Here is a 12,494-nt window from a genome sequence, read left to right as displayed (position 1 = left end):
CCTTTTAATCTTGAAATATCTAATGTGATAGGAGAATATTTTTAACAAACTGTGAAATATAGTAGTGAGAATATAAACTTTATAAAAGTATATATTCAAAAACTTTATAAAAATTTATTATCTATTTATTTTAATGTCATGTTTGCTACATAAACATCGTTTATGTTGAAAGTGGAGGTGGGAGCGAATGACAAGTTCATTAATTAAAGTTGGAATGGTTACAACAGCAATTTTACTTGGTAGCGGAGTAACGCATAATGCGCAAGCTGAGACAAATCAACCAGATCAATATGAAGTTAAAGTATATGCAGATAGTCATAAAATAGTAAAAGACAATCGCCATATTAAGCACAGTGTCTTAGAAGATTTAGGTTCAGAAGACAAAGATGAAGACTTTCAAGTTCAATATTTAGATGATGCCAACCGTACGAATTATCAAAACAACGTCACTTATCGTATACGCAAATCTGAAGATGATAGTAAACATAAACTGCAGTATAAAAAGAGATATGCTATTTCTAATCATGATGTGTCTAGCGCCATTCAACAAGCAAAAGCAGATGGCTATAATGGAGATGAGTACGAAGTAGAATATGGTGAAGGTAAAGAAACATTAAGCGTGACAAAAGAAGCAAAAGAAAAACTAGGTTCAGGAAGTTTAGCTATGCCTAATGCTCAAGATAGTTTAAAGATTTTAAAGACTCATGCTGAACAACCTTATAGTGATGCATTAGATAAAATCAAACAACCTCATTTAATTGGACCGGTCCATTTTGAACGACATAAAGGTCATATTGATGGTAATGAAGTGAAGATCGAAAACTGGGATATTAAAGATCAAAATGTTGTAGAAATCTCCTCTAAAGTTACCAATGAAGCGGAAGCGAAAAAAGTTCAAAGTGCTATCATTAAGAGGTTAGATCAATTAGGAATTCATGAGAAGAAAGATCAACTTAAAACCAATCTGATATTTGAAAATTACTAAGAATTAAATGTTACTTCCATGAAAGTAGGGAAGTGAGTTGAGACAAAGTTAGGTTCAATTTCTACTTTGTGTTTCAAACACTTCCTGCTTTTTATTTTACGTTATCTACGTACGTTGATTTGGAGCTTCCCCGAAATTTACATTGTATATGAGTGAGATAAAATTCTGTATAACTGGAGTTAAATACATATCATCACGGTAAACTATTGATATGTATCGAGGTCTGGGTCCATTAGGTAGCTTTTTACTTACGATGTCTTGACGATGTTGAATTGCACTATGACTAATTAAACTTAAATAATGAGAATGTTTAATCGTTTCTAAAATACTACTCAAACTATTCGATTGCATACGTGCACGAAGTTGTACTAAATTATCACGACGCCACTCATCAATACTTTCTCTGGTAGATCCTCCACTATGTATAACAAAATCATAGTATTCTAAATCCTTCATAGTTAACGCTTCTTTATGAGCTAGTGGATGTTCTTTGTCCATAGCTATCATTAATTCATTTTCCATAAAACGTTTTACCTTTAAATCATTCTCGTAAAAGGCATTTTCAGAAATGACAGCTAACTCAATTTCTCTACTTCTCAATTTATCAATGATATGAGGCGCTGTATCTACTGTTAAATCAATTTGTATATTTGGATGATTATTCATATAACTTTTAAAGGCTTCTGGCAAAATGTGGTAAACAGGCGCATGGCTTGCACCAATTTTTAAAGTTCCTCGCTTAGAAGCTTTGAAGTCTGACATGACATCATTTGTTTCCTGCATTAAATTTAATAATTTAGTTGTATTTCGATATAACAATTCCCCAGCTTCAGTTAATTTAAAATGCTTTCCTTTTTTGTAATATAAAGGAATACCATAATATTTATTTAAATTTTTTAAATGAAATGTCACGGTCGGTTGAGTAATATTCATTGATTCAGCTACCGCATTTTCATTTTGAAATTCAACAAACTGCTTAAATATCATCATCTGCTTTGTATTCAAAGCATGTCACCTCTCAAATATAAATTTTCTCTATACATTTATACATATTACATATAATTTTTTGAGTTAGCGTTAACATTCTGTTTAATAATTATTAACAATCTTTTTCTATAGTAGTAATTGAAAGAGGTGAGGATGTGGTTTTAGAAGTTAAAAATATTAAAAAATCATTTGGTTCAAGGACTGTGATTCAAGATATTAATTTAACGATTGAGAGTGGTAAATTTGTATCGCTCCTAGGGGCCTCAGGATGTGGTAAGACTACGTTGTTACGATTAATTGCCGGTTTAGAAACACCAGATTCTGGAAGTATAAATCATGATGAGCGCACTTATTATGATTCTAACCAACATACATATGTATCACCGGCTGAGAGAGACTTAGGGATGGTCTTTCAAGATTTCGCACTATGGCCACACATGACTGTTTTCCAAAATGTTGCGTATCCATTGAAGGTAAATAAAGATACGAAAGATTTAAAAACACGTGTGATGCAAGCACTGAAAGAGGTACACTTGGAAGAACACTATGATAAAGCGATTCATCAACTTTCAGGTGGCCAACAACAACGTGTGTCATTAGCCAGAGCAATTATTTCACAATCCAAACTGATATTGATGGACGAACCATTATCGGCTTTAGATGCAAGTTTAAGGGAAGATATGCAGTTATTAATTCAAAGATTAATTAAAACATATGACATGACCGCTATATTCGTCACACACGATCAATATGAAGCTATGAGTATGTCAGATTATATTGCAGTCATGTCGAATGGAAGTATCGTTCAATATGGAACGCCTGAAACATTGTATCAACATCCTAAGAACAAGGAAGTTGCCACATTTATTGGGAAGGGGACATTTTTAGAAGGCGTGAGTCATAATCAAGTTTTAAGCACGAATGAAGGTTTTCAACTTAATCATTCTATCCAAACTAAAGAGGGGAAATATGGCGTATTAATTCGCCCAGAACACGTACATATAGAAGAAGCAACTCATTCGAAAGCGACACCCGCTGTCATTGAGACAGTGAGCTTCACAGGTGAACGTTATCAATATACAGCATCATCGCATGGTGTCTCGATTATGTTTTACGATAGTAACTATTTTCAAGAGAATGAGACGGTCAATTTAACCTTTGATATTCCTGAAAATTACTTTATAAAAATGGGGGAAACTAAACATGAAGCAGTTCACTAAATATATCGTAATCTTAATTGCAACGGTAGTTTTATTAGCAGCATGTCAAAATAAACCAGAGAATGGCGACAAAGGGAGTAATAGTTCTAAATCGAGTTCAAATGACGGAAATAGTAAAGATAAACTCGTTTTATATGCAGCAGGACCAGATAATTTAGTTAATGATATGGTCAAACAATTCGAAAAACAAACAGGTAAAAAAGTACAAGTTTTCCAAGGAACTACTGGAGAAATTCTTGGTCGCTTAGAAGCTGAAAAAGATAATCCTAAAGCAGATGTAGTTCAACTCGCATCACTACCTGCAGCATTAGATTATAAGAAGAAAGGGTTAATTGAACCTTATAAAGTTAAAAATCATAAAAAATTATATAAAGATTGGATAGATAAAGACGGATACTATTATGGATTTAGTGGCAGTGCATTAGGTTTATCTTACAATACTAAAAACGTTAAAAATCCACCTAAAGACGTCAAAGACTTAACTCAATCTAAATTTAAAAATAAAATTGCCATTCCTGATCCTTCAGAATCTGGTACGGCATTAGATTTATTATCTATTAAAGTGAATAACGAAGGAAGTAAAGCTTGGGATGAATATAAAGCATTGAAGCAAAATGGCATGAAACTTGCTGGTGCGAATAAACCTGCATTAGAATCAGTGATTAAAGGTGACAATGATGTTGTATATGGTGGTGTAGACTACATGGTATATGCAGCGAAAGCAAAAGGTGAACCGGTAGACATCAAATATCCTAAATCAGGGACAGCGATTTCACCGCGTCCAGCATTTATTCTAAAATCATCAAAACATAAAGAGTTAGCTAAAAAATATATGAACTATGTCACTAGTTCTAAAGGCCAAAAGCAAGTGGATGATCACTATTTAATTCCAGCAGACAAAACAGCAGAGAAGAAAAAAGGTAAAGCTAAACTTAAAGATATCAAAGAGTATAAATATGATTGGAATCATTTAAGTGATAAGAGTGAAAAAGTATTGAAAAAGTTCACGGAATTGATGAGATAATATGCGACATCATTCTTCATTCTATCGTGTGAACCAAGTACTAGCAGTCATTGTGTTGTTCCTCCTCATCATCTTGCCCTTATGTTTAATACTTTTTAAAGGGTTTGTGTCTAGTGAGGATGGCACATTTGGGGAACACATCCAACAACTAGGTCAACCTTACCACCTTAAAATATTATGGAACTCAGTTATTTTAGGTATTTCAGTCGTCATATTATGCACAATCATTGCACTACCACTGAGCTATATTATGACAAAGACGTCACTTTCTAAACATCAATGGTTAGATCTTGTTATTATGATTCCATTTATGACACCACCTTATATCGGATCAATGGGATGGATGCTAACAATGCAGAGAAATGGGCTGTTGGAACAACTCAGCCCCATTTTCTCACGTGTGACACCATATTTCTTTAGCTTTTTTGGGATGGTGTTGATCATGAGTTGCCACTTGACACCATTTTTATATATTATTTTGAAAAATGCACTCATGACAATTCATCAATCACAAGAAGAAGTAGCTGAAATTTACGGAGGTACATTCTTTTATCGTTTTCGTAAAATTATAGCGCCACTTTTTGCATCAGGATATAGTATGGGAGCATTGCTTATTTTCGTTAAAACAATCGGAGAATTTGGTACACCAGTCACAATGGGAAACAGAATAGGCTTTCAGGTATTAACCTCAGAAATTCATCATAGTGCTTCTATATGGCCGATTGATTTTCAAAGAGCAGCGTTATTATCTACTTTATTATTAGCTGTGAGTATGACAGTATGGGCATTTCAACAATGGTTTCAATCGCGAAATCACTTAAGTTCTAATGCTGGAAAAGGACATAAAGTGAAAGTTCATTCTCGCAGTAAGTGGAATATAATATGTTATGTATTTATTATTTGTGAAATTATCGTTACTATCGTTTTACCTTATGCAAGTATCTTTATGAATGCCTTTATGAAACAGTTATCGTCAGGATTTCATCTAAGTAACTTTACTTTGCAAAACTTTGTTAATGTATTATCGGGTAATGGTGGCATAGCTTTATTTAATAGCATCATGTTAGCTACTATTTCGGCTACGTTAGCAAGTTTAATTGGTCTATGGGTTGTATTAATCACACGAAGACGTAATTCTTTAGGTCGGGTGATTGACTTTTCAAGTTTATTACCAAACACAGTACCTGGTATTATTGTGGTTATTGGGCTAATCCTTTTCTGGAATAATAAACATAATCCCTTACCGGTTTATAATACAATCGGAATATTAGTCGTTGCTTACACAGTGCTTTATATTCCATACGCTGTTCAAAACATAAGAACGGTTGATCAACGTTTAAGTAAAAATCTTATTGAAGCAGCTCAGATTTCAGGTAGTAAAGGATGGACATTGTTCAGAACAATTACATTTCCTTTGTTAAGACCAGGCATTATTTCTGGATGGATACTTATATTTTGCATATCTATGAGAGAATTAGTTGCTTCGTTAATGTTGAGACCACCTAATACGGATACATCTTCAACGTTTATTTACCGTCAATTTGAGCAAGGAGATTCTGCCCAAGGTATGGCAATGGCAATAATGTCTATAGGTATTACTTCAATCATTTTATTCATATTAGAAACGTATCAAAGAAAGAAAAAGCTTTAAGAGTTCAGTAGTAGTGAGAGGAGCGTGATGCACAGATGCCTAAAAGATTATTAGCAGTATCGGACATTCATGGGCATGGTAAGTCTCTAGCGCGATTGCTGAAAGCAGCTCACTATGATGCAAAAGATGACCAACTAGTACTTATCGGAGACTATGTCAATAATGGTCCAGATTCAGTGGGGACATTAAAATTTGTAAAACAATTAGTAAACGACGGGGCTATCGCGTTAGTGGGGAATCATGAATTAAGATGGCTCGAACGTAAAGACAAACCAGCGATACAGTGGCATCAATTTATCAACGAACTTCCATATTATAAAGTCATTGGTCAATATATTTTTGTACATGCAGGAATTGATACAAGTAAGTCGATGCGCAAACAATCAAGAGCAGTTGTTACAGGCCATGCTCCAGAAAATTTAAACCACTTCTTACCTAAAAATAAAGTTATTGTTCACGGTCATGTGCCGAATTATAGATTAGGATATAAGAAAGATCACATTCATATTGAACCTCGTGTCATAGATATTGATACTGGCGCAGGTCATAATCAATACTTAACATTACTAGATTTAACATCGCAGAAACAATATTCTGTGAAGGTTTCTGATGATGATGCTAAAATTCAAGAGCGTCGCGTTAAATTAAAGTAGGATAAACAAAGAATCCCCTTACTACTGGTGATAGTAAGGGGATTTTTTAATGGCTTGGCTTTACCGTATTTTTTATTGTGCTGTTACTTCTAATTGCACGTCGATGTTACCTCGTGTTGCTTTAGAATAAGGACAGAATTGATGAGCTTGTTCTACATATTTTTCAGCGTCTTCTTGTGAGATATTTTCAAGTGTTACTTTGATATCTGCCGCAAGTTTAAAGCCATTGTCAGTGTCATCTTTAATTAATTCAATAGTGATTTCTACTTCTGGGTTAGCATCGTTTACTTTGTTTTGAGATAAAATTAATGATAAAGCACTGTTAAAGCATGCACTATATCCAGCAGCAAATAATTGTTCAGGGTTCGTGTCATTACCACCTTGACCACCCATTTCTTTAGGTGTGGCTAGATTTTGAACGAATGTATTATCAGGGCTAAATACGCGACCATCACGGCCACCATTTGAAATCATTGTCGTAGTATATAAAGGTTTTGCCATTTTGAGAACTCCTTACCTTATTTGATTACGCTTGATTAGATATTTTGTTTAACTAATCAAGGTTATAACGAAGTATAATACCATTTAAGTCAAACTTACAAGAAATGTGATTTTATATTTAATATTATTTTTAAATAATCTACAGAAATCTAAAAGAGTGTAATAAAAATGATAAGTGTATCTTTATGTAAAATGGTATATAATGGCATTGAATTGAGTAATTGGGAAATCTATAGAAGGAGAGTAAATATATGAAGAGAACACGTGTACACCAACTTAGCGGATATTTAAAAATCTCATGTACAGCACTACTTGTCAGCGGGACAATCATTGGTTATGGATTTACCCACAATACACACGCAGATTCTACAGAGACATCTCGTACGATGACACAATCGCAAGATCAAAATCATTCTTTAAGTAAACACATTAAAGAAGCTAAAGATAAATTAAATCACTTAAAAGACTTATCAAAAGAAGATATCAAAGATTATCAAACTCGTATAGATCGTGCCAAAGATGACTCTAAAATAGATGCTATTATTGAAGATGCGAGACAACATAATGAAAAGTTAGTAAATTCAACGGTCTCTAATGATAGTAACAACAATTCAAAAGCGTCTAAGGAGTTAGATCAATTTTTAGAAGATTTGGATGCCATTTCTAATAATGTTGATAACTATCAACAAAACAATGGTGTAAATGAAGACCATCCCAATAAAGACGCTATTCATAAAGAAGATACACAGAATACAGAAGCTAAAGACAATGATACTAAAGCACAGGCGAATGATACGACCATTTTCAAGAAATTAGACTCTATCAAAGATGATGTGGATTCTCTCCGCTCAAATGAAAGTTCTAGTACGAGTCAAAGTGATAAAAAGACTTCAAATCAATCTGATAACAAAGAGCGTCAAAATCAAATTGAGCATGATATAGCAACACTAAAATCAGAAGCTAATCAAAATAGGGATAATGCTGAGGATACGATTGGAAAAATCACTAAGGACTTACAAGGTAGTGATAAAATCACACATGCGCTTGCACAGAGACAATCACGACAAAATGATAATAATGAGAACTATCTAAGTCGTAAATTGAATGATTTAGGTGCTTTAGAAAGCAAAGTTAAGGAAGATAACCATTTATCCGACGATAATAAGCAAAAATTAAAACGTGAAATTGATCGAGCGCATCAAAAACTTGATGGACAACAAAACGCGATATTAAATCAACTTAAAAATGATAAAGATAAAGCTAAGACCACTGAAAATATACTTCATAGCATCATGAGTAACAATGAAGCTCAACGTGCATTGAAAAACATTAAAATTAAAGGTCAATCTGATAAAGACATTGCTAATCAAATCGCGAAGCAGATTGATGGCGTTGCCACTACTTCAAGTGATGATATTCTTAAATCAATGTTGGATCAATCACATAATAAAGAAAAATTGATTAAAGAACTATTATCTACGCGACTAGGAAACAATGAAGCTTCTCAAATAGCAAAGAAATTAGCCAATGGTCACTTTAGTCAATCTCAAATTGTTGATCAATTAAAACACTATTTTGATAAAAATGGTCACGCAACAGCAGATGATATTTTAAATGGCGTATTAAATAATGCTAAAAATAAAAAAGAAGCAATCGAAACGATATTAGCGACACGATTGAATCAAGATAAAGCGAAAATTTTAGCAAGTGTCATTACACGTATTCAAAATGATAAAACAGATGCGTTACAACTGATACAATCCGCTTTAAATGGTAAAGCAAATGACTTATTGCAACTTCAAAATCGTGTTAAACGAGCTAAAGGTGATTTAAATTATATTTTATCACCAATAAAAGATCGCCCATCATTACTTGATAGAATCCATGGTAATCATCACAACAGTAGTCAACTCGCTGATATATTAAACCAACTCGCAGGTTTAACAAATGGATCAGGTATATTAGATAATTTAAACTCTAAAGATTCTATACTAGATGGTATTGGTAATATGGATACACCATCCCCAGAGAACAATTTATCATTAGGTTCAGGTGATGGCTTATTGAGTGGAATATTAAATGACGACGGCAATATCTCTTTACCAGCTGCAGGTAAAGTTCTTAAATTGAGTGTTTTACCATTTGCAATCATTGCTTTAGTGATTGGAAGCACGTTGATTTGGGTAAGTCGCCGTAAGAAACATCATGCATCATAATTAATAAATTTAGTCACCCGGACGTCTTAAAATTGTTAAAATGTTTGGGTGACTTTTCAATGGAAATAAATATAAATAATTGGAGAATGAGTATCTCATATCGTTATAATGTAGAAACTGTTCATGAAAAAAGAGTTAAAGGAGTATGACTATGACAAATCAAACAGCTCTATTAGTGATGGATATGCAAAAAGGTATCGCAAATAATGTGCCACAAATTAATAGTTTAATTAAAGCAAATCAACGTGCAATAGAAGCAGCACGCGCACACCAAATTCCGGTAGTCTTTATGCGTGTTGCATTAGAGAAAAACTTTGCAGACGTTTCACCTCATAATCGTGTGTTCTCAAGTTTTAAACAACGCGGTATATCCATGACAGAGGATGATGCGTTTGAACAAATTCTTGAGGAATTAGAACCTGCAGAGGATGAACCAATCATGACTAAACGACGTTTTAGTGCGTTTACAGGTAGTGGTTTAGAGGTCTTCTTGAATGCGAATCAAATTAATCACCTTGTTTTAACAGGTATTTCGACAAGTGGAGTGGTGCTAAGTACCGCACTTGAAGCTGCAGATAAAGATTATCAAATCACAGTTTTAGAAGATGCTGTGGGAGATCGTTCAGATGATAAGCATGATTTCATAATAGAACAAATTTTAAATCGTTCATGCGAAATAGAATCAGTCGAATCATGGAGAAACCATTTATAGTAAAGTAACATCCTTATATAACGATGAAATACAAATTGAGCAATCCCTCCGTAAACATTGTTTATGGAGGGATTATTTTAAATACACATCAAACTCAACTATTTCCTGGAAAATAAAAAAGATAGCAAGCTCTATGAAGAGACATGCTATCTTGAGTAACTCTTATTATTTTCCTTGAATATAATCTAAATCATTGGCATCTTCTGCATCAATGGTTCTGTATGAAATAACGCCAAGACCTTTAACATTAGATTCTGAAATCACAATTGAACCATCGTCGTTGACTTTTTCAACGAAACCAACATGACCATATTGTGTATCTGCACCAAGTTGGCCAGCTTCGAAGACAACAGCAGTATGGTTTTTAGGTGACTGTGTTACAGTGTAACCTTCTCTTTCAGCGTGATTGTTCCAATTGTGTGCATCACCTAAATCACCAGAAATAGATGAGTCATATTGTTGCATACGTTGATAAACATACCACGTACATTGTCCTTGTGGATATGGAGAAGATCCACTAGCTTCAACAAATGGTTTGAAATCACTTCCTGAAGTTTCTGTTCCAATTGATTGAGTATATTTTTTCAGATTTGGCATACGTTTTTTATCAAATGCAGTTAAATTGTAATGTTTAATGATACTATTTAACTTTTTAGCATAATTCGGATCTGTCGCATAAGAATGTGATAAGTGTGACGTTGCCTCTTTATATGTTAATGCTTCGCTCTTCCAAGTAGGTTTATAAATTGTAGGATTGCCTTCAATACCATTTTTAATTAAGTCAGCATAATCTTGGAGTGAAGATTTCAAATTAGGATATTTACGGAATCCAGCGTTTATACTAAACATTTGGTTATCGCTACCAGCCTCTAGTGTATTGAAGTTCACAGATTCCCCATTATAACTGCCTTTAACACCGAATAAATTATAGTTAGGTGATTGAGCTAGACTACTTTTACCTGAGTCAGATTCCAAGATAGCTTGAGCCATCATAACAGAGGCATAAATCTTTTCTTTTTGGCCAATTTTATGTGCATCTTTAGCAATCGATTTAATAAATTTACGAGTATCTTGGCTGTCTACCACATTAAAGTTATCGTCTGACACTTTGCCATCTTCAATTTGTGGTACTTGTTGGAATAAACTTGTTGAACGCGTATTAGATTTTTTAATATCATTCTCAAACGATTGAACCGGTTTAGATTTATGTTTCAATTCATTCTCTGTAGGTAGTTGCGGATTATTATTTTGAGAAGACTGCGATGTGTTCTTCTGATGTTTAGATTTCTGCTCATAATTAGATTGGGTCTTCTTAGCATCTTCACTGTATTCATCAAGAATGGTATCTAGTGCTGAATCAGATACGCTTGAGTGGTTGTTGTCACTTGATGAATGTGATGTTGTTTGATTAGAAGATGATTGATGCGTTTGATTTGATGACTGTTTAGATTCATCTTGTTGAGACGATTGACCTTGTGACTGGGAAGTATTTTTATCATCGTCTTGTTCCCATTGAGATAATGCGTCACTCACCTTTGAATCATCTGTTTCTGCTTTAGAAGATGATGTACTACTTTGATGTGATTGATCTTCAGAATGAGAGGAATGACTTCCTTCAGAAGGAATGTCTGAATTAGTATTTTTATTCGATGTTACCTCTTTAGAATCATTGTTATCACTATCAGTAGAATCATCTCTATTTGAAGTGGAAGGTGATTGACTTGTATGATCGTCTGACTGTTCATAATTTGAAATATTAGAATCAAAGTTAAAAAGATTTTGAATTAATGTAGTTAAACTAAAGCTATCATCATATTTATCAGGTTTTAACAGGTCGTTCATATGAGACTGACTTTGAGCAACGTTATGGTAAAATTGGTCAACTAAATTTGTATTTTTTTGCTTATTTTGATCAGTAACTGCTGTTGTAGTTTGATGCGGCTGGTTAGAATTCTGATCTGACTGATTGGATGCTTTGTTTTTATCCGCTTTAACATCATTATCTTTTTTATGCGTTTTAGAAGATTTACCGTTCTCTTTAGAAGGAGATTTCTCAGAAGAAGCTTTTTCAGCTTGGTGCGCACGTTGATTGCTATCAGTTTGCTCTTGTTTATCTTCTTTCGACTGTGAACTTTTATGAGTTACCTTTGTTTGTTGATTCATGTCATCTGTATTATCTTTCGCAACGGCCGTAGGGGTAGTGAATGTTGGAAATACCAACGTAGTTGATAGTAAATAAATTAACAATTTGTTTTTCGACATCACATTTTTTCTCCCTCGAAAAGTTTAATTTTGGTGTGATAATAATTGAGAATTTGGTATAATTTAACTTATAACTTATATTGTTGATATCTATCAACGAAACGTAATGCGCCTTAATACATTTATTATACAAATCTTACTTGTAAAAATAAATTACTTTCCTAGAAATTTTATAAAATAATAGAAGTATCTCCTCAATGATCAAGTAATGATGGGGGAGTCATTTTCAAAAATAAAAATAGAGTTATTATAAAGAATGAATATTAAAGACCTTCTCAATAGG

Annotated in this window: 10 protein-coding genes; 7 read left to right on the top strand and 3 right to left on the bottom strand. The window is 33.5% G+C overall.

Annotated features, from left to right (window positions below):
• Positions 1 to 187 precede the first annotated feature (187 nt).
• Entirely contained in the window at positions 188 to 985 is a 798-nt protein-coding gene (locus AC3WQX_RS08875; RefSeq protein WP_030062691.1) for a hypothetical protein, read from the top strand.
• A 105-nt stretch (positions 986 to 1,090) separates the two neighbouring features.
• On the opposite strand, the gene AC3WQX_RS08870 is transcribed toward AC3WQX_RS08875, so the two are convergent.
• The gene (locus tag AC3WQX_RS08870) at positions 1,091 to 1,990 is read right to left on the bottom strand and encodes a LysR family transcriptional regulator (RefSeq protein ID WP_002436383.1); all 900 of its coding nucleotides are present in this window, start codon (positions 1,988 to 1,990) and stop codon (positions 1,091 to 1,093) included.
• A gap of 137 nt (positions 1,991 to 2,127) precedes the next feature.
• On the opposite strand from AC3WQX_RS08870, the gene AC3WQX_RS08865 reads away from it, so the two are divergent.
• The 4 genes from AC3WQX_RS08865 to AC3WQX_RS08850 are packed head-to-tail and all read left to right on the top strand — an operon-like array spanning position 2,128 to position 6,520.
• Positions 2,128 to 3,192 carry an ABC transporter ATP-binding protein gene (locus tag AC3WQX_RS08865; protein ID WP_049427756.1) on the top strand — a complete coding sequence of 355 codons (1,065 nt, stop codon included), beginning with the start codon at positions 2,128 to 2,130 and terminating at the stop codon, positions 3,190 to 3,192.
• On the top strand, positions 3,176 to 4,216 hold the full coding sequence (locus AC3WQX_RS08860; protein ID WP_030062689.1) for an ABC transporter substrate-binding protein: 1,041 nt from the start codon (positions 3,176 to 3,178) through the stop codon (positions 4,214 to 4,216). The genes AC3WQX_RS08865 and AC3WQX_RS08860 overlap by 17 nt, the downstream gene beginning before the upstream one ends.
• A 1-nt stretch (position 4,217) precedes the next feature.
• Positions 4,218 to 5,867 (top strand): ABC transporter permease, encoded by a 1,650-nt coding sequence (locus AC3WQX_RS08855; RefSeq protein ID WP_037550685.1) that lies wholly within the window; start codon positions 4,218 to 4,220, stop codon positions 5,865 to 5,867.
• A 35-nt stretch (positions 5,868 to 5,902) separates the two neighbouring features.
• Entirely contained in the window at positions 5,903 to 6,520 is a 618-nt protein-coding gene (locus AC3WQX_RS08850; protein ID WP_030062687.1) for a metallophosphoesterase, read from the top strand.
• 72 nt (positions 6,521 to 6,592) lie between these two features.
• On the opposite strand, the gene AC3WQX_RS08845 is transcribed toward AC3WQX_RS08850, so the two are convergent.
• A complete protein-coding gene (locus AC3WQX_RS08845; RefSeq protein ID WP_030062686.1) occupies positions 6,593 to 7,021 on the bottom strand; it encodes an organic hydroperoxide resistance protein in 429 nt (142 codons plus the stop codon).
• A gap of 251 nt (positions 7,022 to 7,272) precedes the next feature.
• On the opposite strand from AC3WQX_RS08845, the gene AC3WQX_RS08840 reads away from it, so the two are divergent.
• Positions 7,273 to 9,237 carry a Rad2 family DNA repair protein gene (locus AC3WQX_RS08840; protein WP_030062685.1) on the top strand — a complete coding sequence of 655 codons (1,965 nt, stop codon included), beginning with the start codon at positions 7,273 to 7,275 and terminating at the stop codon, positions 9,235 to 9,237.
• A gap of 151 nt (positions 9,238 to 9,388) precedes the next feature.
• On the top strand, positions 9,389 to 9,949 hold the full coding sequence (locus tag AC3WQX_RS08835) for a cysteine hydrolase family protein (protein ID WP_037550681.1): 561 nt from the start codon (positions 9,389 to 9,391) through the stop codon (positions 9,947 to 9,949).
• A gap of 165 nt (positions 9,950 to 10,114) precedes the next feature.
• Here AC3WQX_RS08835 and AC3WQX_RS08830 read toward each other — a convergent pair whose 3' ends face one another.
• Positions 10,115 to 12,211 carry an amidase domain-containing protein gene (locus AC3WQX_RS08830; RefSeq protein WP_030062683.1) on the bottom strand — a complete coding sequence of 699 codons (2,097 nt, stop codon included), beginning with the start codon at positions 12,209 to 12,211 and terminating at the stop codon, positions 10,115 to 10,117.
• Between the last annotated feature and the right edge of the window lie 283 nt (positions 12,212 to 12,494).

This window comes from Staphylococcus sp. FW104-15G4D, from assembly GCF_058790135.1.
Note: the sequence above shows the minus strand (reverse complement) of the source record. Positions and strands in the feature narration are given on the sequence as shown.